This is a genomic window from Cupriavidus sp. HMR-1, assembly GCF_000319775.1.
GTDB classification, from domain to species: Bacteria; Pseudomonadota; Gammaproteobacteria; order Burkholderiales; family Burkholderiaceae; genus Cupriavidus; species Cupriavidus metallidurans.
This window is the reverse complement of the sequence record NZ_ANKP01000241.1, coordinates 1-22,730: the sequence shown is the minus strand read 5'-3', so window position 1 is coordinate 22,730 and position 22,730 is coordinate 1. Positions and strand designations below refer to the sequence as shown.

The following is a 22,730-nucleotide window of genomic DNA, read 5'->3' as shown; positions in this document are numbered from 1 at the left end:
AGTCGTGGCGGTACTGGCAGTCAGCGGGATGGATTTCGAGGCGCGCATCGCGTCGGGACCGGGCGTGGAAACGCTCTATGGGCATCGCGATGCGGCACTGGCGCGTGTGCTTGACGCCAGGCTGGTGCAAGGCTGCGACGGCGTGATCAGCTTCGGCGTGGCCGGCGGGCTCGATCCCACGCTGCCGCCGGGCACCGTGATCGTCGCCACGGCCGTGCGGGTGGGCGACGCGTCTTACTCGACCGACCCGTACTGGACAGCGGCGCTTCGCCGCGCCCTGCCTCAGGCCGTGTGTGGCCTGCTGGCTGGCTCCGATACCCCGGTCACCACGGTGATCGACAAGACCGCACTGCACGAATCCCACGGCGCCCTGGCCGTGGACATGGAATCCCACATCGCCGCGCTGGCCGCCCAGACCCACCAAATTCCGTTCGCCGCGCTGCGCGTGGTGATCGACCCTGCCGACCGTCCCGTGCCCCCGCTGGCCGTGGCCGGCATGGCGGCCGATGGCAGCACCGACATCGGCGCAATCCTCTTCGGCCTGCTCAAGGCTCCGCATCAACTTGGCGGCCTGCTGCGGCTGGGGCGCGATGCTTCGGCGGCAAAATCCGCACTAACTGGCGCCCGACACGCTGTAGGCGCTGGCTTCGCATTGACCGCACTCGCGGCGGCCTGACGCCGCCCTCCCGTCTTTTCGCTCTCCCCCAACCCCTCTCGCGCCATCGCGGGTGAGGGGAGCGCACCCACGCCCATCAAAACACCGTCTGTTTTCTCCCCTCTCCCGCAGCGCCAGAGCGGGCTGGGGAGAAGGCAAGCTGTTCAAATTCCCATCCAGGTCAGGATCACACCCGCGTGCCGCAGCCTGACATCCCGCCGCCACCTGTCATCCACCATGACTTGACAGTCCGTCGCCCCCCTCCTATCCTCCGTTTCATTCCTTTGTTAAGATCGATGTTCTGTTCTATAGAACATCAGAAATCGGAGACCCCAGCATGACCAAGACCCACCCGACCCGTCCGACCCGCCCGGCCTCCTCGCGACGCCGCACCCTCGTGCACGGCCTGATCGCCGTGGCGGCCATCGCCGCCCTGCCGGGTGCGTCCGCATTTGCCGCCGATGCCTATCCGGCTCAGCCGATCCGTCTGGTCGTGCCGTTCCCGCCGGCAGGCGGCACCGACGTGCTATCGCGTCTGGTCTTCAACAAGATTGGCACCGCCACGCACTGGACGGTGGTGGTGGAAAACCGCGCCGGCGCCGGCGGCAACATCGGCCTCGACGCCGTGGCCAAGGCACGGCCCGATGGCTACACGATCGGCATGGGCCAGACCGCCAACCTCGCCATCAACCCGACGCTCTACCCGAAGATGCCGTACAACGCGGTCACGGATTTCACGCCCGTGGCCCTGGTGGCCGCGCAGCCCGTGGTGCTGATCGTGCGACAGGACTCGCCCTACAAGACGCTGGCTGACCTCGTGGCCGCGGCAAAGACCAAGCAACTGTCGATGGCGTCGGCGGGCACCGGTACCGTGGGCCACCTGACCGGCGAGATGTTCCAGCGTCGTGCCGGCTTCAAGGCGCTGCATGTGCCATACAAGGGCGCATCGCCCGCGCTGACCGACCTGATGGGCGGCCAGACCGACTTCTACTTCGCCACGCCGCCGATCGCCATGCCGATGCTCAAGGCAGGCAAGCTGCGCGCGCTGGGCGTGACGTCGGCCAAGCGCGTGGCGCTGCTGCCGAATGTGCCTACCGTCGCGGAGCAGGGCTACGCGGGCTTCCAGGCCGAGGACTGGAAGGCACTGGTGGCGCCCGCCGGCACACCGGCCGACGTGATCGCCCGCCTGAACGCGGAAGTGAACAAGGCGCTCAAGGATGCGGATACGATCGCCAGACTGCGTGACGAAGGCAGCGAACCGCGCGGCGGCTCCGCGGCGGATCTCGCCACGTTCATCAAGAGCGAGCACACGCGCTGGGGCACGATCGTGCGAGACTCCGGCGCTCGCGTTGAATAAGACCAACAACATTCCTGGCCGGACCCACATACCCCTCATGCAAAAGCCGCTTCGCAATATCCGCGTGCTCGACCTCACCAACGTGCTGGCCGGGCCCTTCTGCTGCCACCAGCTCGCCCACATGGGGGCCGAGGTGATCAAGGTGGAAACGCCCGGCACGGGCGACCTCGCACGTCAGCTTGGCGCCGATGCCGAGCTGAACCGCAAGCTGATGGGCGTCTCGTTCCTGGCGCAGAACCCCGGCAAGCGCTCGATCACGATCAACCTCAAGCACGCGCGCGGCAAGGAAGTCTTCCGCAAGCTCGTGCAGAGCGCCGACGTCGTTGTCGAGAACTTCCGCCCCGGCGTGATGACGCGCCTGGGCCTGGGCTACGACGAACTCAAGCTGGTGAACCCGCGCCTGATCTACTGCGCGATTTCCGGATTCGGCCAGGATGGGCCGCTCTCCGACCTGCCGGCCTATGACCAGATCATCCAGGGCATGGCAGGCGTGATGAGCATCACCGGCGACCCGCAGACCGCGCCGTATCGCGTCGGTTATCCCGTCTCCGACACGATCGGCGGCATGACCGCGGCCTTTTCCATCGCCGCCTCGCTGGCCGATACCGAACGCACGGAAGGCTACTTCCTCGACGTATCGATGCTGGAAGCCACGCTGGTCACGATGGGCTGGGTTGTTTCCAACCATCTGGTGGCGGGCAAGGACCCCGCCCCGATGGGCAACGAGAACATGACGGCGAGCCCGTCCGGTACGTTCCGCACCGGCGACGGCCCGCTCAATATCGCCGCCAACAAGCAGGAGCAGTTCGAAGCGGTGTGCCGCGTGGTGGGCCGCCCCGAGCTGGCGACCGACCCACGCTTTGCGGAGCGCCAGTCGCGCCTGGCGAACCGCGCGGCGCTGACCGCCGAACTGGAAGCGGAACTGGCGAAGAAGTCCGCCACCGACTGGTGGCAACTGCTCAATGAGGCTGGCGTGCCGGCCGGGCCGGTGCTGAAGGTGCCGGACACGCTCGCACTTCCGCAGGTGCGCGACCGCGGCATGATCGGCGCGTTCGAGAACGTGCCGGGCGTGGGTCGCGACATCCGCCTGCTGCGCACCGGTTTCAAGGTCAACGGGCAGGCACCGTCCGTGGACACGCCCCCGCCGCAGCTCGGCGAGCATACCGACGACATCCTCGGCGAACTCGGCTATGACGCCGCCGCCATCGACACCCTCAAACAGGAGCGCGCGCTATGAGCGCCACGAACGAAACGATCGACGCTGGCCAGCAGGCTTCGCAGGACTGGTGGCGTACCGAAATCATCGACATGAAGCCGGGCGAGATCCGCTATCGCGGCTACCCGATCGAGCAGTTGATCGGCAATGTGTCGTTCGCGCAGATGATCTGGCTGATGCTGCGCGGCGAGCTGCCGGGCAAGCGCGAGGGCGAACTGCTCGACGCGGCGCTGATGGCCGCCGTCGACCACGGCCCGCAGGCACCCAGCATCGCCATCGCCCGCATGGCCGCCACCTGCGGCGTGGGGCTGAACAATGCGATGGCCTCGGCGGTCAACGTGCTGGGCGACGTGCACGGCGGCGCCGGCGAGCAAGCGGTGGAACTCTATCAGGACATCGCGCGCCGCTTCGACGCCGGCACGCCGTTTGACGATGCCGTGGCCGCCGGCCTGGCCCACTATCGCGACCTGCACGGCAAGTTCGTCTCGGGCTTCGGCCATCGTTTCCATCCGCTCGACCCGCGCGCGCCGCGCCTGCTGACGCTGGTGGATCAGGCTGCCGACGATGGCGTGGTGTCCGGCCGTTACGCAGCGATTGCCCGCGCGGTGGAAAAAGCGCTCGGCGCGGGACGCGACAAGCCGATCCCGATGAACATCGACGGCGCGACCGCTGTCATCTACGCGGAACTGGGCTTTCCGGCACCGCTGGCACGCGGGCTGTTCTGCCTGTCGCGCTCCGTGGGCATCCTGTCTCATGCGTGGGAGCAAACCCAGCAGGGCGGCCGCAACAAGGGGCCGATTCCGCGCCAGTTCATCTGGACGTATGACGGGCAGCCGCAACGGGATGTGCCGGTGGATGGCGGGGCGGTATAAGGACGGCCTTAAGGACGGCATAAGGGCGGCCCAGGTCCACCGGGCCCGCCCGGGTATCCACCGTCAAACAATCATCTGCGGCTCGGTCACCGATTGCAGCGCGTCGCCGACCGGTGTCTCTTCGATCATGCTGGACGCCAGCATGAACTGGTCGCGGCCGCGCTGCTTGGCCTGATAGAGCGCGCGGTCTGCCGTGGCGAACAGGCTGCGCCACAGGCCCTCACGGCTTGAGGGCCCGCCGCGCAGCTCGGCCACGCCGATGCTGACGCTGGCATGACCGCCCGCGCCGGGCAGTTCGATCGCCCTCACCTTCCGCAGAATACGATTGGCCAGCGCAGTGGCCTGGTGCTCGTCCGTATGCGGACAGAGGATGCAAAACTCCTCGCCACCATAGCGCGCGGCAATATCGGACGCACGCCGCGAATTGTCGAGCGCCGTCGCGATTTCACGCAGCACGTTGTCACCGGCATGGTGGCCGTGCGTGTCGTTGACCAGCTTGAAATAGTCGACGTCGATCACGAGGCACGACAGCGCCTCGCCGTCGCGCTGCCAGCGCGCGATCATGCTGACGGCCATCATGTCGAGCGCGCCGCGATTGAGCAGCCCGGTCAGCGCATCGGTACGCGCGCCGCTCTCGTTGCGCGCGATGATCTGCTCCATCGACATCAGGCAGAAACCGAACAGGCCCAGCAACACGGCGACCAGCGGCGCCAGCGGCCAGACCGAGCCTTCGGGCTGCAGGAAGAAAGGCGTGACCTCGAAACCCTTGAATGTCGCCCCGTAGCTCAGCGCCGCCACCTGCGAGATCAGCAGCACCAGGTGGGAAGCCAGCACCAGCGGGCCGCCGATGCTCCTGCGGCCGCGCGCGCTACGCAGCATGGTGATGACAGTGGAAAACGAGATCAGGGCCAGCAAGCCGTACGCGAGGGCATGCATGAGCATGCTGCCGTCGGGCAGGCCGGTCAGCAGCATCAGCAGCACCAGCGCCACGAAGCCGACACCGTGCAGCAGCGCCGCTTGTTCGGACATGCCGTAGTAAACGCGCACGCCCCGGTAGATCGTCAGGCGGCCAAGTACATAGGCACCGGCACCGAGCGCGCCGAGTTCCGCCGATCCGGCGCTTGCGCTGGCCGCGACGACCAGCCCCGCGCCTGAGGCGATCACATGCCCGACGGCCCACAGGCGGCCAGCCTCATTGGCGCGCAGCGCGAGCACCAGCCCCGCCGCCATGACGAGCGTGCTGGAGAAAACCACCATCATCACGACCAGGACGGTCTGCTGGGCCAGGTGCACGGGAGTCGAATCCTCTAAAGCTACCGGGGGCGGCTGCCGCTTGTCGAGGTTTACCCTTGGCGGGTGGCCCCCTGTTGCAATCGTCGGCACGAAAGCACGCATCTTATCCCGCGCGGGTCACCGAGCGGCACCCCCGACAAGCCGGGGGATGCTCAGTCGTCCTGCGGGGCAGTTGCCGCCGAGGATGAGGGTCCGGCGGCTTCGACGACCTCCGGGAAGGTCCCGCCAAGCGCCTGCGTCAGCCCTCGCGCGGCATCGAGTACCTGTTCGCGGAACGATTCGGAGAAACGCGGCGTCGGGCAGGTCAGCGTCAAGGCGCCCTTCAATTCCCCACCGGGCCCGAACACCGGCGACGACACGCCCGCGATGTCGGGGCTGCGGTCGCCCACCAGCGCGATCACGCCTTCGTCACGGATACGCTGATAGATCTCTCCGCGCGCGCCGGCGAAAGCGCGCAGCACACGGCCGCCGGCGCCGCGATTGAGCGGCAGCAGATCGCCGGCACGAATGTGGTCGCGTACCGGCTGCGGGGAGTCCACGCGATAAAGGCAGAGCCGGTGCTCGCCCTGCTGGATATGGAACGCAGCCGATTCGCGGGTAGCGCGCACCAGTTCGCGCAACGCCGGCAACACGACCTGCTCGAGCGAGAACGACGCCGCGTAGACCGCATTGAGACGCGCGATCTCGGGGCCGAGCCCGTAGCGCCCATCGGCATGGCGCTGGATCAGCCGCGCATGCTCCAGCGAGGCCAGCAGCCTCAGCAGCGTGCTCTTGTAGAGGCCGCTGCGTTGCGCGAGTTCGGCCAGCCCCAACGTCCCGTCGCCCTCCCGGAAAGCCGACAGCACGAACAACGCCCGATCCACGGCGACGGCACCACCTTCGGCGGCGTGCTTGTCAGCTTCGGAGAGTTGGGCGGCTTTGCGGGGCATGGAGAAAGCGTCGAAGGCGTGGCATGGAACGGGCGTCCACGGTATAGAACGGCCAAATCAATGTCAATCTGCACGCCAACGCGCCGCACAGGCCGCGCCCATTCCCGGTATGATTGCCGTTCCCGGGTTTTCCCTATGTTGTCGTACCTGATACACGACCCGGACCCGGCCTGAATCCCCGTCCAATCGCGCCCCGCACCGAATGACCACCCCGCTTTCCCCCGAGGCCACGCCGCCGCATGGCGATCTCGCCGCCGGCAATGTGACCCGCCGCATACTTGGCATCGTTGTCTTCAACTTCATCGCATATCTCAGCGTCGGCCTGCCGATCGCCGTGGTGCCCGGCTTCGTGCATGGCGACCTTGGCTATAGCGCGGTACTGGCGGGTCTGGCGGTCAGCATCCAGTACCTGGCCACGCTGCTGAGCCGCCCTTGGGCCGGCAGCCTGTGCGACATGAAAGGGCCGAAGCGCTCGGTGCTGACGGGCCTGCTGCTGTGCGCGGGCAGCGGCTTGCTGATGCTGGTCGCCGCGCAGTTCGCGGGTAACGACTGGCTCGCGCTGGGCTGGCTGCTGTCGAGCCGCCTGATGCTGGGCGCGGGCGAGAGCCTGGTGACCACCGGCACCATCGCCTGGGGCATCGGCAGCGTGGGCGCGCGCCATACGGCAAAAGTGATCTCCTGGAATGGCGTCACCACCTACGGCGCGCTGGCGGTGGGCGCACCCGTGGGCGTGCTGCTGGCCGGCCACGGTGGCCTGACCGCGATCGGCATCGTGACGTCGGTCATCGCCGGCGCCGCGTGGCTGCTGGCGCGCCGCCAGTCCGCCGTGCCAATCCTCAAGGGCGAGCGCCTGCCCTTCCGCAGCGTATTCCGCGCGATGTCACCGTTCGGCTTGTGCCTCGGGCTTGGCTCGGTCGGCTTTGGCGCGATCACGGCCTTCATCACGCTCTACTACGCGGGGCATGGCTGGGATCATGCCGCGCTGGCGCTGACCGCGCTCGGCACCTGCTTCGTCCTGACGCGGCTGATCATGGCCGACAGCATCACGCGCTTCGGCGGTTATCCGGTGGCGCTGGTGTCGTTCGCGGTGGAGGCGGCGGGTCTGGCGATGCTGTGGCTGGCCCAGGCGCCGTGGCAGGCGCTGGCTGGCGCGGCCGTGGTGGGCTTCGGTTTCTCGCTGGTCTTTCCGTCGCTCGGCATCGAAGCCGTCAAGCGCGTGCCAGCCACCAATCGCGGCTCCGCGCTAGGCGCCTACGCGCTGTTCTTCGATTTCTCGCTCGGGCTGACCGGCCCCGTAGCCGGCCTGATCACGAAGCACGCCGGCTACCCGGCCGTGTACCTGTTCGCCGCGCTGGCGGCGGTGCTGGCGCTGATGCTCAGCCAGGTCCTGGCCGCGCGCTATCGCGACCGGCTGGCGCCGGCCACCTGATACTCATCTGACGGTCATCTGACCGCCACCGGATCAGAGCCGTTCGCAGCAGTACGCCTCGGTGCTGTACGGGAACGACACCACGTCGCGCCCCTGCAGCGCCGGGTCGGTGGCAATGACCTCGCGCAACCGGGCGCGCACGGCGTCCTGCTGGTCCTGCGGCAGCGACGCGATGAAGCTGACCGACATCACGCGATCGACGATCACCTGTTCCGGCGCGCCGCAGTGGGTGTACGCAAAGCGTGTCAGACCGAGCGGTCCCATGCCATCGGCCGGGAAGACCTTCTTCCAGTCCCCCTTGTAGAAGCGCGGCGCATCGCCCTCGAACGGCGTCATGATCTCGGTCAGCCTGGCGACCCAGCCTACCGACTCGTCGCGGACATTCCACACCAGCCCGAGCTTGCCGCCGGGCTTCAGCACGCGGCGGATTTCCTGCACGGCGGCAGTGTTGGCAAACCAGTGGAACGCCTGGGCGCAGACCACCGCGTCGACGCTGCCGTCGGGCAGCGGAATCGACTCGGCGCTACCCGCCAGCGCCTGCACATCCGGCAGCTTCGACGACAGTTGGGCGCGCATGGCATCGACCGGTTCCACGGCAATCACCGTGGCGCCGGTCTGCGCCAGCAGGCGCGTGAACTTGCCGGTGCCCGCGCCGAGGTCGACAACAGTCTTGCCGGGCGCCACGCCAAGCGTGTCGCGCAGCCAGCCGGAAAGCTCGGCGGGATATTCGGGACGCCCTCGGGCGTAGGTATCGGCCTGGGCGGAGAAGCCCTGGGCGGCAGCATGATGGATCGCGGTCATGAGCGCGTACGTTACTCCGCTCGCATGACAACGGCAAGACCCGCCTGCCAGTGCTGCTACTGTGGCCTCCTAGTTCGGCTGCTAGTGCGGCTGCTAGTGCTGCTGCCCCCAGCGCCTGACGGTGACGCGCTCCAGCGTGGCGAATACCAGCCCTTCCACGGCCAGCCCGATCAGGATCACCGTGGCCAGCCCCGCGAACACGCGGTCGGTATAGAGTTCGTTGCGGTTCTGGAAGATGTACCAGCCCAGGCCGCCCTTGCCCGACGAAGCGCCGAAGACAAGCTCGGCCGCGATCAGCGTGCGCCACGCAAAAGCCCAGCCGATCTTCAGCCCGGAAAGGATGGCCGGCAACGCCGCGGGCACCAGGATCAGCACCACGAAGCGCAGCCCGCGCAGACCATAGTTGCGCCCCGCCATGCGCAGCGTTTCCGGCACGCCGCGAAACCCGGCATACGTATTCAGCGCGAGCGGCCACAGCACCGAGTGCACCAGCACGAAGATCAGGCTCTTGCTGCCGAGCCCGAACCACAGCAGCGCCAGCGGCAGCAGCGCGATGGCCGGCAGGGGATTGAACATCGCCGTCAGCGTGTCGAGCAGGTCGCGCCCGATACGCGTCGACGCAGCCAGCGTCGTAAGCGCGAAAGCCAGTACGATGCCGGCCGCATAGCCCTGCAGCAGCACTGTCAACGACACCGCCGCCTTGCCCGGCAGTTCGCCACTGGCGATGCCTTCGCCGAACGCCCGTGCTGTGGCCAGGAACGTCGGCAGCAGCAGATCGTTGTCCTGAATGCGGGCGATGATTTCCCACAGTGTGGCCAGCACCACCAGGATCAAGGCCTTGCGCAACCAGCCTTGCTGCCACAGTTGCCGGTACCACGGCAGCGGCAGCGACAACGGCGCGGCCGTGAAGGGAGCCAGCACGTGCTCGTACTCGGGGCGAACCGGGGGATTGGCGGTACTCATCGCTTGCATCTCGAATCGAAGGGCGGGAATTTGGGGATACCTGGGAATTCAGGCGTGAACGATGCGGCTCGACGCATCCTCCACGCTGGCGGGTTCGTCGAACAGCATCCGGTGGATGCGGTGCGCGGCCGCCTGGAATTCCGCGCTGCCCTGGCTGGCCAGCGTGAACTGATGACTGTTGAGTTCCGCGCGCACCCGCCCCGGATGCGGCGACAGCAGCAGAATTCGGCTGCCAACCACCAGTGCTTCCTCGATCGAGTGAGTCACGAACAGCAGCGTGAAGGCTGCGTCGTCCCACAGCGCGAGCAATTCTTCCTGCATCCGGCGGCGCGTCAGCGCATCGAGCGCGGCGAACGGCTCGTCCATCAGCAGCACTTTTGGCCGCATGGCCAGCGCGCGCGCAATCGCCACCCGCTGCTTCATGCCGCCCGACAGCGTGTGTGGATAGGCATCGGCAAAGGCCGCGAGCCCCACCTTGTCCAGGAAATGCAACGCCACGTCGTTGGCCTCGGCCTTTGACATGCCACGCGCCTGCCGCAGCGGGAACATCACGTTCTGTCGCACCGTTTTCCACGGCGGCAACTGATCGAATTCCTGGAACACGACGATGCGGTCCGGCCCCGGCTTTTGCACCCGTTGCCCATCGAGCCGGATCTCGCCTTCGGCCGGCGGCACGAAGCCCGCAACCGCCTTGAGCAACGTCGACTTGCCGCAGCCCGAAGGCCCCAGCAGCACGAACCGGTCGGTGGCGTGGACGTCGAAGCTCACGCGATGCGTGGCGCGCACCACGCGCTGCGCGGTGCGGTACTCCAGCGATACGCCATCCACCTGCAGCAGCGGTTCGTGACTGGCGACCACACGCAGGTGCGCGCTATTGCCTTCGGCCATGTCAACTCCCTTCGACGGTTGCCGGGTCCTGGAAGAAATAGTCCTGCCACGACTTCGGCTGATGCTTGATCGCACCCACGCGATACATGAAGTCCGCCAGCGCGAACGTGTTCTGCGGCGTCACCTTGAACTGCACCTGCGGGTTCTTCAGGATCTTCACCAGCAGCGCGCGGTCGATCTTCGCCTTGTTCACGCGGATATACAGATCGGCGGCAGCTTCCGGGTTCTTCGTTGCGAACTGGGCGGCTTCGGCCAGCGCATCGACGAACGCGCGATAGGTTTTCGGGTTCTCGCTGCGGAATTTCTCGGTCGCGTAGAGCACCGTGGCGGAACTGGGCCCGCCGAGCACATCGTAGGAATTGAGCACGATGCGCGCGTTCGGATTTCCCGCCAGTTCCTGTTCCTGGAACGGCGGGTTGCCGAAGTGCCCAGTGATCTCGGTGCCGCCTGCAATGATCGCCGCGGCAGCATCGGGATGCGGCACCGCCACGGTCCATTTGTCGAGCCGGTTGAATTCCTTGTCACCCCACTGCTTGGCAGCGGCATATTGCAGCACGCGCGACTGCACCGAGACGGTCACCGCCGGCAACGCGATGCGGTCCTTCTCGGTGAAATCCGCAATCGTCTTGATCTTGGGATTGTTGCTGACCAGGTAATACGGGAAGTTGCCAAGCGACGCCACGCCCTTCACGTTCTGCTTGCCCTGGGTGCGGTCCCACAGCGTCAGCAGCGGGCCAACACCAGCCCCTGCGATGTCGATCGCGCCGGAGAGCAAGGCATCGTTGACCGCCGCGCCACCGGAAAGCTGCGTCCATTCGACCTTGACGTCGATGCCCTGCTGCTTGCCGTGTTTCTCGATCAGTTGCTGGTCGCGTGCGACGTTGAGCAGCAGATAGACCACGCCGAACTGCTCGGCAATGCGCAGGCGGCCTTCGGCGTGCGCATTGCCAGTCAAGGCAAGGCCCGCCGTCAGCATGGCAACGGCGGCGCGACGGGTCAGGGTGGAAGCGGACGTAAACAACGACATGCAATGGACTCCTGAGAAATGGGGCCGGAGTGAAAAAACGGGAACCGGATCAGAACGGCTGATCGCCTTCGATCGTGGTGCGATACATCACGCGCCGCTGGTGATCGGGTGTGCCGGCGGCCAGATGCAGCAGCGACCGGTTGTCCCAGAACACGAGGTCGTGCTCGCGCCACTGATGGCGGTACACGTGCTCGGGCTTCACGCTGTGTGCGAACAATTCATCGAGGATCGCGCGGCTTTCGTCATCAGGCAGGCCGACGATGCGCGTGGTGAAATGCTCGCTGACAAACAGCGCGCGGCGCCCGGTCTCCGGATGCGTGCGAACCACCGGATGCACCACGGGCTTGACCTGCGCGATCTGCTCCGGCGTCAGGTTCGGACGCCACGGGCTGCGCGCCTGCAACTCCGCGTACCGCGCCAGATACGTATGCTCGGCGGCGAGATCGGCCACCTCGCGCTGCAGCGCTTCCGGCAGGCTCTCCCACGCGGTATGCATATTGGCGAAAAGCGTGTCGCCGCCTTCGGCGGGCAACTCCCGCGCGTGCAACAGGGAACCAAGACTCGGTGTCTCCTTGTACGAGAGATCCGAATGCCAGAAGTGGCCGGCATCCCCCAGCCCGATCGGCTTGCCGTTCTCGATCACGTTCGAGACGATCAGCACTTCGGGGTGGCCCGGCAACTGGAACTGGTTCAGCACGTGAATCTGCAGCGGCCCGAAGCGGCGGCTGAAAGCGATCTGTTGTGCCGGCGTGATGCGCTGGTCGCGGAACACCAGCACGTGATGATCGAGATGCGCCTGATGGATGCGCTGGAAATCACCATGCGACAGCGGCCGCGCCAGATCGACCCCGATGACTTCCGCACCCAGTGCGGCGCCCAGCGGGCGGATTTCGAAATCCTGAAGGGATCTGGCGGAAGACTCGGTGGCGAGGTTGGCGGAGGTATCGACGGTGGCGTCGGCAGTGGCAATCGTCATGGCAGGTCTTTGCTCTGGGGGAAGCACAAGTCTTGCACTGTAGGGAAGCCGCACCAGCCGGACAACGAATCAAATCGCGCGCGATTATGCGGATTCCTTATATCGCGTTGGCGCGCCCGCGGCCTCGCGCCTAAACTTTCTGGAATGACTGGAACAACACCAGGCGCGCGGGAGGCCCGTATGCAAGATGCGATACGTTCCATGCTGTCTCTGTCGATGGCGACAGCCTTCGTGGTCTTGACGGGATGCGGAGGCAGCGACAAGCCCAAGGCAGGGGCACCCGCCACGTCCAGCGGCAGTCCGGCTTCCGCCGCATCCAATGCCGCATCCGTCGCCGCATCCAACGCCGGGGCCGGGGCCATCACCCAGCCGCCCATCCCGGAAGGCCAGCCAGCGGAGGCCGCAGCGCCCGGCCGGTTCCAGATCGTCGCCAGCGGCCAGACTCGCACCGGCCCGTTCCTGCTCGACACGCAGACGGGCCGGATCTGGCAGCTGAGGGAATTCGCCGGTCTTCAGGGCTCGCCCGTCGCGTGGCACGAGATGACGATCATCGACGACAAGGGCGGCATGGGGATTACGTCCACCCAGTTCCAGAAACTCTATCCACCACGTGGCGGTGTGCCGCCACAGGCCGCGCATCGGCGCCGCTAGCGACCCGGCTTCGCGTCCCCCGATGAAACTGCCCCACCCGCCCGCGCCGACAATGTGACGGCGGTGCGCCACCGCACGCCCGCAGCGCGATTCCGTGCCCTACACTCAAAGGCAGCAGCGTTCACAAGATGCTGCGCCGCACAGGACACCGCGAACCACAAGGGAGCAACCTCAAGGGGACAACCACATGGGCACTGTTGCGCGTTTTGAAATCGGCTTTACCCGCTACCTCTCCCCCGACGGCTCGCCCGAGCCCGACCTTCCCGACTTTGCCCGCGATCCGGCCACCCTGCTGCCGCTCTATCGCGCCATGGTGCTGACCCGGCAGTTCGATCTCAAGGCCATCGCGATGCAGCGCACCGGCCAGATCGGCACGTTCGCGTCCGCGCTGGGCCAGGAAGCGATCGGCGTCGGCGTGGCCACGGCAATGCGCCGCGACGACGTGCTGGTGCCGTCGTACCGCGATCATGCCGCGCAGTTTGTGCGGGGCGTCACGATGACGGAGAGCCTGCTGTACTGGGGTGGCGACGAGCGCGGCAGCGCGTTTGCCGCAGTGCCATATGACTTCGGCAACTGCGTGCCGATCGGCACCCAGGTTGGCCATGCGGCCGGCGTGGCCTACACGTTCAAGCTGCGCCAGGCGCCGAACGTGGCCGTGTGCATCCTCGGCGACGGCGGCACCTCGAAGGGTGACTTCTACGAAGGGATGAACATGGCCGGCGCGTGGCACGTCCCACTGGTCATCGTTATCAACAACAACCAGTGGGCCATCTCGATGCCGCGCGCCAAGCAGACGGCGGCGGCGACGCTGGCCCAGAAGGCGATCGCGGCGGGCATTCCTGGCGAACAGATCGACGGCAACGACGTGATTGCCGTGCGGCAGCGCGTTGGCGCGGCCATCGAACATGCGCGCCACGGCGGCGGGCCGACATTGATCGAGGCGGTGAGCTACCGCCTGGGCGACCATACGACAGCCGATGATGCGTCGCGCTACCGGGACGAGGCATCGGTCAAGGAAGCCTGGCGCTGCGAGCCCATTATCCGGCTGCGAGACTACCTGGCCCGCCTCGGCGCCTGGGACGCCGCGCAGGAAGAGGCGCTGATCAAGGAATGCCAGCAGGCCGTTGGCGCGGCCGTGCAGGCCTACCTTGCGCTGCCGCATCCCGATGCATCGGCGATGTTCGATTGCCTGTATGAAACGCTGCCAGACGCCATGGCCGAACAACTCGACACCGCGCGGCAATACGACGCCTCTGGCAAGACCGACACCTCGGGAGCCCATCATGGCTGAACTGCATATGGTGGAAGCCGTCAACCTGGCCCTGGCCCATGCCCTGGCCAACGATCCCGACGTGGTGCTGCTGGGCGAGGACATCGGCGTGAACGGCGGCGTATTCCGCTCGACCGTGGGGCTGCAGTCGCGCTTCGGCGAGGCCCGCGTCATCGACACGCCACTGGCCGAGGGCGCCATCGTCGGCGCGGCCATCGGCATGGCGGCGATGGGGCTCAAGCCCGTCGCGGAGATCCAGTTCGCCGGCTTCATCTATCCGGCGATCGACAACATCCTGAATCACGCGGGTCATATGCGGCACCGCACACGCGGCCGGATCACGTGTCCGATGGTCGTGCGCGCGCCGAGCGGCGCGGGCATTCACGCGCCCGAACACCATTCCGAAAGCCCGGAGGCCCTGTTCGCGCAGATGCCGGGCATCCGCGTGGTCATGCCTTCATCGCCGGCGCGCGCCTACGGGCTGCTGCTTGCGGCGATTCGCGACCCGGACCCGGTGATCTTCCTGGAGCCCACCCGCCTGTATCGGCTGTTCCGGCAGGAGGTCGCCGACGACGGCCAGGCGCTGCCCCTCGACGCCTGCTTCACGCTGCGCGAGGGCACTGACCTCACGCTGGTGAGCTGGGGCGCGATGTTGCGGGAAACGCTGGCCGCAGCCGATGTGCTGGCCGACGAAGGCGTTTCCGCGGCAGTGATCGACGTGGCCACGCTCAAGCCGCTGGACATGGAGACCATCCTGGAGTCGGTTGCGCAGAGCGGCCGATGCGTGATCGTGCATGAAGCACCGCGCACCGCCGGCCTGGGCGCGGAGATCGCCGCCAACCTGGCCGACGCGGGACTCTATTCGCTGAGCGCCCCGGTGCAGCGCGTGACGGCGCCTGACACGGTGGTGCCGCTGGCGCGACTCGAACACAGCTACATGCCGTCGGTGGCGCGGATTGTCGACGCGGCGCGACGCGCGCTGGAAGCAGCCTAGCCAAGGAGAGATAGCGATGCGGATCTTCAAGCTGCCCGACCTGGGCGAAGGCCTGCAGGAAGCGGAAATCGTCAACTGGCATGTGAAGCCCGGGGACATCATCGCAGCCGACCAGCCGCTGTTGTCGGTGGAAACAGCCAAGGCCATCGTCGAGATCCCCTCGCCGTTCGCCGGGCAGGTTGCGAAGCTCTTTGCGCAGCCCGGCGACATCGTCCACCTGGGCGCGCCGCTGGTTGGCTTCGAGGGCGCGGGAGCGTCCGACGATGCTGGCACGGTGGTAGGCGCCGTGAAGGTCGGCACGCATGTGGTCAATGAAGGCGTCACGCGCGTAGGCGCCGCCGGCATTCCCGGCGGACACGGCATCAAGGCCACGCCGGCCGTGCGCGCGCTGGCGCGCAAGCTGTCGGTCGACCTGTCGATGGTCACCCCATCCGGCCATGATGGTGTGATCACGGCCACCGATGTGCAGCGCGTGGCCACCACCCTGGCGGACGTCGGCGCGCCGGACGTGCTGCGCGGTGTGCGCCGCGCAATGGCGCAGAACATGGCGCGCGCGCAGAGCGAAGTGGCCGCGGCCACGGTCATGGACGATGCGGACCTGCACGCGTGGCAGGCGACCGGCGCATCGGTGACCGGTCAGGACATCACGATCCGCCTGGTGCGCGCGCTGGTGGCCGGCGTGCGCGCGGAACCGGCGCTCAACGCGTGGTACGAAGGCAGAACCGGCAGACGCCACCTGCTCGAGCGGATCGACGTGGGCATTGCGGCGGACCTGCCGGAGGGGTTGTTCGTGCCGGTGCTGCGCAACGTCGGCAAACGCGATGCCGCCGACCTGCGTGCCGGGCTGGACCGAATGCGCGCCGACGTGGTCGCGCGCACCATCGCGCCGGAGGAGATGCGCGGCAATACCATCACCCTGTCGAACTTCGGCATGATCGCGGGCCGCTACGCGGCGCCCATCGTGGTGCCGCCAACGGTTGCCATCCTCGGGGCGGGGCGCGTGCGCGACGAAGTGGTGGCATCCGGCGGCGTGCCTGCCGTGCACCGGGTCATGCCTCTGTCGCTGACATTCGATCACCGCGTGGTCACGGGCGGCGAGGCGGCCCGGTTCCTGCGCGCGGTCATCGAGGATCTGGAACGGCCCGAGTAGCACGACAGGAGTGATTCCGGCGATACCGGCACGGCCCTGGCCAGGCCGGCCATCCGCCACATGGATGAAGGCCATTTGTCCGTCCGGCAGGCAAACCAGTTCCTATACTGGATTTTCGCCGCATAGACGGCTGCGTCACGCCCCCACCCAACCCACCAATAAAGGAGCACGACCATGGCAATCCGACTTGGCGAGGAAGCACCGGACTTCACCGCCGACACCACTGAAGGGAAGATTCATTTTCATGAGTGGATCGGCGACAGCTGGGCCATCCTGTTCTCGCACCCCAAGGATTTCACGCCGGTCTGCACCACCGAGCTTGGCTACATGGCCAAGCTGAAGCCCGAGTTCGACAAACGCAATACGAAGATCATCGGCCTGTCGATCGATCCGGTTGGCGACCATTCGCGCTGGGTCAAGGACATCGAGGAAACGCAGGGCGCCACGGTCAACTACCCGATGATCGGCGATCACGACCTCAAGGTGGCCAAGCTCTACGACATGATCCACCCCGAGGCGAGCGGCGGCCCACGCACGGCAGCGGACAACGCCACGATCCGCGCGGTGTTCATGATCGGCCCTGACAAGAAGGTCAAGGCCATGCTGGTCTACCCGATGAGCGCGGGACGCAATTTCGACGAGGTGCTGCGCCTGCTCGACTCGCTGCAACTGAACGCGAAACACACCGTCGCCACGCCAGTCAACTGGAAGCCGGGCGACGACGTGATCATCCCCACTTCGGTGTCGGATGACGACGCGAAGAAAAAATATCCACAGGGCTTCAAGACGCTCAAGCCCTATCTGCGAACGGTTGCCCAGCCGAAGTAAGGACCGAAGTAAGCACCTCTGTTAATACCGATGGGGTAGTCCGCACGACGGATAGGAACTATCCACAGAGAGCGTGGATAATCCCCCTCTTGACAACCCGCCAGCCCGCGCCGGTATTGGCTCAAGGTTGATTGCCTAATTTTTGGGCAATCAACCCTGGCGGGGTTTTGCTTGCAGGGGTTGAAGATTTGTGCGTTGAGTCGGAGACCGGAGTCGGGGACCGGCCTGCTGCGCGCTGCTCCGATGCATGAGAAAGGGGGAAAGCTGGACCTCCTTCTCAATGAAAATCCCGACTCCCCACCATCAGCCTCCCCAGCAACGGACTCAGATCCACCAGTTCGTCCGCGACCAGATGACGCACCTCGCCCTGTCGTTGCCAGGTGCCGATCACGCCGAGCAGCGTCGCTCCCAGGACCTCCTTGCGCTGCCGCTCCACCAGGTCTGGCCAGATGATGACGTTGACGGCGCCGGTCTCGTCCTCGATCGAGGTGAAGATCGTGCCGCTGGCCGTCGATGGCCGTTGGCGCACGGTCACGATGCCGCAGGCGCGCACGCGGCGGCCGTTGGCGCAGTTCGCGAGTTGGCGTGCCGTCGCGAACTTGAGCGCGCGCAGTCTGTGGCGCAGTAGTGTCAGCGGATGGCACTTCAGCGATAGCCCCAGGCTGGCGTAGTCGGCGGCCACGTCCTCACCGAGTTTCGGCTCGGGAAGTTGCAGTGCGAGCTCCTGCGGCGGCGCATCGTGCAGCAGATCGCGATGCGCGGTCTGCACCGCCGCGCCACGCGCGTGCCAGCGTGCCTGGCGTCGATGCCCCGCGAGGGATACCAGCACATCGGCCGCGGCCAGCGCGTCAATGTCGTGCCGGTCCAGTGACGCGCGGCGCGCGAGGTCCTCGACGCTGTCGAATGGCCGCGCCACACGCGCCGCCTCGATCCGCAGTGCGGCAGCCTCGCGCATCCCCTTCACGCGATTCATGCCCAGCCGCACGTCGCGGAAGTTCTGCCCTTCCCGGCGCGGCTCCAGCGTGCTCTCCCAGTTGCTGATCGTCACGTCCACGGGCTGCGACGTCACGCCATGCCGGCGCGCGTCCTGCACCAGTTGCGACGGCGAGTAGAAGCCCATCGGCTGACTGTTGAGCAGCGCGCACAGGAACGCCTCGGGGTAATGACACTTGATCCAGGCGCTGACGTATACGAGCTTGGCGAAGCTGGCCGCATGGCTTTCCGGGAAGCCATATTCCCCAAACCCCTCGATCTGCTTGCAGATGGCCAGCGCGAACGATTCGGGATAGCCGCGCCCGGTCAGCGCCCGTACCAGCGCGTCCTGATGCTTCTTGAGATCGCCACGACGGCGCCAGGCCGCCATCGAGCGCCGTAACTGATCAGCCTGCCCGGGCGTAAACCCGGCCGCCTCGATCGCAAGCTGCATGACCTGCTCCTGGAAGATCGGCACACCCAAGGTGCGGCCCAGCACGCGGCGGATCACGTCGTCGAAGTAGGTCGGCAGCTTGCGGGTGAGGCGAAACGCTTCGCGCCGCTTCAGATACGGATGCACCATGCCGCCCTGGATCGGCCCCGGCCGCACGATGGCCACTTCCACCACGAGGTCGTAGTACTTCCGCGGTTGCAGCCGCGGCAGCATCGATTGCTGCGCGCGCGATTCGATCTGGAACACACCGATCGTATCGGCCTTGCAGATCATGTCGTAGGTCTTGACGTCGCCATCGGGCAGATCTTCCATGCGTGTAGGCAGTCCGGCGCGCTCCGGGTCCGGATTCGGGATCATCGTCAGCGCACGGCGGATCGCGGTCAGCATGCCCAGCGCGAGCACATCGACCTTCAACAACCCCAGCGATTCCAGGTCGTCCTTGTCCCACTGGATCACACTGCGGTTTTCCATCGCCGCATTCTCGATCGGCACGAGCCGCGACAGCTTGTCCCGCGCGATCACGAAGCCGCCCACATGTTGCGACAGGTGACGGGGAAAGCCGCGCAACTGCTCCGTCAGGCTGGCCCATTGCCGCACGGTGATGGAATCGGGATCGAGCCCGTAGCGCGAAATGCGGTCAATGAACGCCGCGCCGCCATCCCACCAGGCCTGCCCCTTGACCACCTGTTCCACCACGCTCGGGTCGATGCCGAGCGCGCGCCCCACGTCGCGCAACGCGCTGCGCGAGCGGTACGTGATCAGCGACGCGGCCAGCGCGGCGCGATGGCGGCCGTATTTTCCATAGATGTACTGGATCACCTCCTCGCGCCGCTGGTGCTCGAAATCGACATCGATATCGGGTGGCTCGTCACGCTCGCGCGACAGGAACCGGCCGAACAGCAGGTTGGCTTGTTCCGGGCTGACCTCGGTGATATGCAGGCAGTAGCAGACTAGCGAGTTGGCCGCCGATCCGCGCCCCTGGCACAGGATGCCCTCCTGGCGCGCGAAGCGGACGATATCGTGCACGGTCAGGAAGAACGGCTCGTAGTGTTTCTCCTCGATCAGTTCGAGTTCTTCCTTGAGTTGCGCCTCCCATTCCGGCGCCATGCCATGTGGAAAACGTTCGGTGATACCGCGCTCCACCTCCTTGCGCAGATAGGTGATCGGCGTTTCGCCGTCTGGCACGAGTTCCTCGGGATACTCGTAGCGCAGCATGTCGAGCGAGAAGCGGCATTGGTCCGCCAGCTTCAGCGTCTGCGCCAGCGCTTCGCGCGGATAGAGCCGCGACAGCACCTGGCGCATGCGCAGATGCGCCTCGGCATTTGGCGCGAGGGCCCGTCCACACGCGGGCAAAGGCTGGCCGATGCGGATCGCGGTCAGCACATCGGCCAGCGGCTTGCGCGAGCGGACATGCATATTGACCGCGCCGGCCGCCACCAGCGGCACGCCGGTTTCCGCCGACACCTGCTGCAAACGCGCGCGATGCATGGCTTCGGCATGGCCCTGCAGCAGTTCCATCGCCATCCAAGCGCGGTCGCCGAAGGTTGCGCGGCACCAGCGTGCCTGCGCGCGCAGGACGTCGAGATCGGCGCAGTAATCGGGCAGCAGGACCACCAGGCAATCCGGCATGCCGCGCAGATGCGCCTGCTTCGGCTGCGGATCGGCAAGATCGGATGGATACAGCAGATAGCTGCCCTTCTCCGCGCGGGTGCGGCCCAGCGTGATGAACTCGCACAGGTCGCCAAACCCGATGCGATTGCGCGCCAGCAGCACCAGGCGCGGTGGCGGCATGGTGTCTTCGGGCGCGGCTGTCAACGTGAAGCGGCTGCCGATGATCAGGTTGAACGCATCGGCAGCGGCGGCGCGGGCTTCGAGCACGCGATGACGGCGCGCGGCGGCATCGGGGTCATCGTCGAAATCGTCCGGCGACAGCGCATCCTCATCCTCCGCATCCTCCGCACCGTCCACACCTCCTGCATCGCTCTCTTCGTCGCCGGTGTCGAGGTCGAATGCCGATAGCTCCTCTATCTCGTCGACATCGCCCGCCGTCTGCCCCGCGGCAAGCCGCCGGGCGCTGCGCGTTACCGCCTCCCACATATCCTCGCGCAGCACCTTGATCGCATGATGCGCGCGGGCGGTGCCGGCCACCGAGCATTCATCGGTCAGCGCCAGCCCGCTGTAGCCCAGTTGGAACGCGCGAGAAATCAGTTCCTGCGGATGCGAGGCACCGTTCAGGAATGTGAAGTTGGAGATGCAGTGCAGCTCGACGTAGTCGGGCAGCGACGGCAACAACGAAGACAGGCCGGACAGCACGATCAATCTCCTGGCATCCGGCGGGCTCAGGCAAACAGCCCGTGCAGGAACCAGCGGTATTCGCCGCCGTCTTCCTGCCCGTCGCGCGTGGGATGCCCCGGGCGTTCACGATAGACCCAGCAACGCAGCCCGTCGTCGCGCTCGGCGATGAAGTAGTCGCGCGTGGCCAGGCCACCATCCCACCAGCCGGCCTCGATGCGTTCGGGGCGCGTCAGCATCACCAGCGGGCCCTCATGAACGGGGCGATGCTTGTGAACGCGCAGCGGCAATGGCGATTCCAGCAGCCATAGCGGCCGTTCGGGCGGAGTCGTGCCTCCGTTTGTCGTGCCGTTTGTCGTGCCCCGGGCGGGCGGTTCGTCGACAGGCGCCCATTGATTGGCGCGCTCGGGCCGGTGATCCGCCAGTGGATGCGGTTGCAGCACGTTGTCGCGCCCTAGCCGCGCCACCAGCGTATCGAGCAGCCGGCCCAGTTCCGCCGGTTCGGCACCCGGTTCCGGAAACAGCGAGTCGCTTTGCGGTACGCAAATTTCCATCGCCTCCACGCGCAACGCCAACCCGCCCACCGGCGCATGAAAGCGGATCTTGTCGAGCTTCTCGCGCAGCAACTTCGACAGATGCACGGGATCGCGGCTCGGTTGCGCCAGCCGGAGCGGCACCGGCGTGCTGTCAGTGTCCTCGCCCAGCCGGTAGCGTTCGTGCTCCAGCATCAGCACGCAGCGCGTCACGCCAGCCTGCTGCACGGCCAGCCAGCCCGAGAGCGCCAGCAACAGCCGCTGCGCCCCGGCCAGCACGCCTTCGGCCGACTCCACGCGGCCTGGCAGTTCCATGCGCTGCGCAAACGCCGGCGGCGCCTCGAACCAGGCAAACCCGGACGCGATCTGGCCATAGGCCTGGTCAAGCCGCGCCAGCAATTCCGTGCCGATACGGCGCGACAACCCCGCGCGCGGCAACCGGCGCACCTGCCCCAGCGTGCGGCAGCCAATGCCTTCGAGCCATTCGGGATCGGCCAGCCTGTGCAGGCATTCCACCGGCAGGCGGTCGAGCAGGTGCGTCATGCGGGCGGCACGCACCGCGCGGCGCGCGGGCCGGACAATGCCGCGCGACGTCTTGCGCAACGGCTGACGCGCCAGCCATGCGGCGCCCTGCGCCGTGGTACCGCTGCCAATCTGCGCAAACGTGCCCAGTTGCCGCACACGCGCGCGAATCGCCCGGCACAACGCGCGATGGCCGCCGAACAGGCGCAGGCTGGCCGTGACATCGAGCATCACCGTGGCCGCTTCGGGTTCGGCATCGATCGCCACCGCCGGCGTGAAATGCAGCAACGCCAAAGCGGCCGAGGTCATCAATGCGGACTCCGCCGCGAGATCGCGATCGAGTTGCACCACATCGGCCGACAGCGCCTGCACGCCGCCGCGCCGCATTCCATAGCGCACGCCCAGCGCCACGGCCGGGCCATTGGCCAGCACCACGCGCTCGTGCTCGATCACCGCCACCGGCAGCGCCTGATGCAGCGTTCCGGTATGGGGTGCGGGCCGGGGATCGGCGGACGCACCGGCGGACGCACCGGCGGACGTAATGGCAGACGCACGGGCAGACGTAGCGGCGGGCATACCGGCATCGACCGGCTCAGGCCAGCTCGGCTGCAGCGCGTCCAGCGGCAGGGGGGGGGGGGGGGGCCCGCGCCACTGCACC

19 protein-coding genes are annotated in these 22,730 nt (G+C 67.0%); 10 read left to right on the top strand and 9 right to left on the bottom strand.

The annotated features are described in order from the left end of the window. Positions 1–4 precede the first annotated feature (4 nt). The 4 genes from D769_RS25490 (at position 5) to D769_RS25475 (ending at position 4,100) form a co-directional block, all read left to right on the top strand. Positions 5–676 carry a phosphorylase gene (locus D769_RS25490; RefSeq protein WP_277423013.1) on the top strand — a complete coding sequence of 224 codons (672 nt, stop codon included), beginning with the start codon at positions 5–7 and terminating at the stop codon, positions 674–676. 316 nt (positions 677–992) lie between these two features. Further along, complete coding sequence (locus D769_RS25485; protein ID WP_008650916.1) at positions 993–2,012, top strand: tripartite tricarboxylate transporter substrate binding protein; 1,020 nt, start codon at positions 993–995, stop codon at positions 2,010–2,012. Between the two features lie 37 nt (positions 2,013–2,049). Then, complete coding sequence (locus tag D769_RS25480) at positions 2,050–3,249, top strand: CaiB/BaiF CoA-transferase family protein (RefSeq protein ID WP_008650915.1); 1,200 nt, start codon at positions 2,050–2,052, stop codon at positions 3,247–3,249. After that, complete coding sequence (locus D769_RS25475; protein ID WP_008650914.1) at positions 3,246–4,100, top strand: citryl-CoA lyase; 855 nt, start codon at positions 3,246–3,248, stop codon at positions 4,098–4,100. Before D769_RS25480 ends, D769_RS25475 begins: the two co-directional genes overlap by 4 nt. A 63-nt stretch (positions 4,101–4,163) precedes the next feature. On the opposite strand, the gene D769_RS25470 is transcribed toward D769_RS25475, so the two are convergent. Then, positions 4,164–5,393 (bottom strand): GGDEF domain-containing protein, encoded by a 1,230-nt coding sequence (locus D769_RS25470; protein ID WP_008650913.1) that lies wholly within the window; start codon positions 5,391–5,393, stop codon positions 4,164–4,166. A gap of 152 nt (positions 5,394–5,545) precedes the next feature. Beyond that, positions 5,546–6,322, bottom strand: coding sequence for an IclR family transcriptional regulator (locus D769_RS25465; RefSeq protein WP_008650912.1), 777 nt, complete (start codon positions 6,320–6,322; stop codon positions 5,546–5,548). A 202-nt stretch (positions 6,323–6,524) separates the two neighbouring features. Here D769_RS25465 and D769_RS25460 point away from each other — a divergent pair, with 202 nt between their 5' ends. Next, the gene (locus tag D769_RS25460; protein ID WP_008650910.1) at positions 6,525–7,751 is read left to right on the top strand and encodes an MFS transporter; all 1,227 of its coding nucleotides are present in this window, start codon (positions 6,525–6,527) and stop codon (positions 7,749–7,751) included. Positions 7,752–7,784: 33 nt separating this feature from the next. Here D769_RS25460 and D769_RS25455 read toward each other — a convergent pair whose 3' ends face one another. The 5 genes from D769_RS25455 to D769_RS25435 all read right to left on the bottom strand — a co-directional run bounded on the left by D769_RS25455 (position 7,785) and on the right by D769_RS25435 (position 12,406). After that, a complete protein-coding gene (locus tag D769_RS25455; protein ID WP_008650908.1) occupies positions 7,785–8,552 on the bottom strand; it encodes a class I SAM-dependent methyltransferase in 768 nt (255 codons plus the stop codon). A gap of 93 nt (positions 8,553–8,645) precedes the next feature. Then, a complete protein-coding gene (locus tag D769_RS25450; protein WP_008650906.1) occupies positions 8,646–9,515 on the bottom strand; it encodes an ABC transporter permease in 870 nt (289 codons plus the stop codon). Positions 9,516–9,563: 48 nt separating this feature from the next. Beyond that, positions 9,564–10,403 (bottom strand): ABC transporter ATP-binding protein, encoded by an 840-nt coding sequence (locus D769_RS25445; RefSeq protein ID WP_008650905.1) that lies wholly within the window; start codon positions 10,401–10,403, stop codon positions 9,564–9,566. A 1-nt stretch (position 10,404) separates the two neighbouring features. Beyond that, the gene (locus D769_RS25440) at positions 10,405–11,430 is read right to left on the bottom strand and encodes an ABC transporter substrate-binding protein (protein ID WP_008650904.1); all 1,026 of its coding nucleotides are present in this window, start codon (positions 11,428–11,430) and stop codon (positions 10,405–10,407) included. Positions 11,431–11,479: 49 nt separating this feature from the next. After that, on the bottom strand, positions 11,480–12,406 hold the full coding sequence (locus D769_RS25435) for a TauD/TfdA family dioxygenase (protein ID WP_008650903.1): 927 nt from the start codon (positions 12,404–12,406) through the stop codon (positions 11,480–11,482). A gap of 201 nt (positions 12,407–12,607) precedes the next feature. Here D769_RS25435 and D769_RS25430 point away from each other — a divergent pair, with 201 nt between their 5' ends. The 5 genes from D769_RS25430 (at position 12,608) to D769_RS25410 (ending at position 17,299) form a co-directional block, all read left to right on the top strand. After that, positions 12,608–13,057, top strand: coding sequence for a hypothetical protein (locus D769_RS25430; protein ID WP_008650902.1), 450 nt, complete (start codon positions 12,608–12,610; stop codon positions 13,055–13,057). Between the two features lie 187 nt (positions 13,058–13,244). Then, positions 13,245–14,348 carry a pyruvate dehydrogenase (acetyl-transferring) E1 component subunit alpha gene (gene pdhA, locus D769_RS25425; protein WP_008650901.1) on the top strand — a complete coding sequence of 368 codons (1,104 nt, stop codon included), beginning with the start codon at positions 13,245–13,247 and terminating at the stop codon, positions 14,346–14,348. Then, the gene (locus D769_RS25420) at positions 14,341–15,321 is read left to right on the top strand and encodes an alpha-ketoacid dehydrogenase subunit beta (RefSeq protein ID WP_008650900.1); all 981 of its coding nucleotides are present in this window, start codon (positions 14,341–14,343) and stop codon (positions 15,319–15,321) included. The genes pdhA and D769_RS25420 overlap by 8 nt, the downstream gene beginning before the upstream one ends. Positions 15,322–15,337: 16 nt before the next feature. Next, positions 15,338–16,471 (top strand): dihydrolipoamide acetyltransferase family protein, encoded by a 1,134-nt coding sequence (locus D769_RS25415; protein ID WP_008650899.1) that lies wholly within the window; start codon positions 15,338–15,340, stop codon positions 16,469–16,471. A 174-nt stretch (positions 16,472–16,645) separates the two neighbouring features. Beyond that, positions 16,646–17,299, top strand: a complete 654-nt coding sequence (locus D769_RS25410; RefSeq protein WP_008650897.1) for a peroxiredoxin — start codon at positions 16,646–16,648, stop codon at positions 17,297–17,299. A 277-nt stretch (positions 17,300–17,576) separates the two neighbouring features. Here the strand turns inward: D769_RS25410 and D769_RS25405 are convergent, their stop codons facing one another. Together D769_RS25405 and D769_RS25400 are read right to left on the bottom strand one after the other, a co-directional pair. Further along, on the bottom strand, positions 17,577–21,038 hold the full coding sequence (locus D769_RS25405) for an error-prone DNA polymerase (protein WP_008650895.1): 3,462 nt from the start codon (positions 21,036–21,038) through the stop codon (positions 17,577–17,579). A 26-nt stretch (positions 21,039–21,064) separates the two neighbouring features. Continuing rightward, the gene (locus tag D769_RS25400; RefSeq protein ID WP_008650892.1) at positions 21,065–22,729 is read right to left on the bottom strand and encodes a DNA polymerase Y family protein; all 1,665 of its coding nucleotides are present in this window, start codon (positions 22,727–22,729) and stop codon (positions 21,065–21,067) included. Position 22,730: the final 1 nt, after the last annotated feature.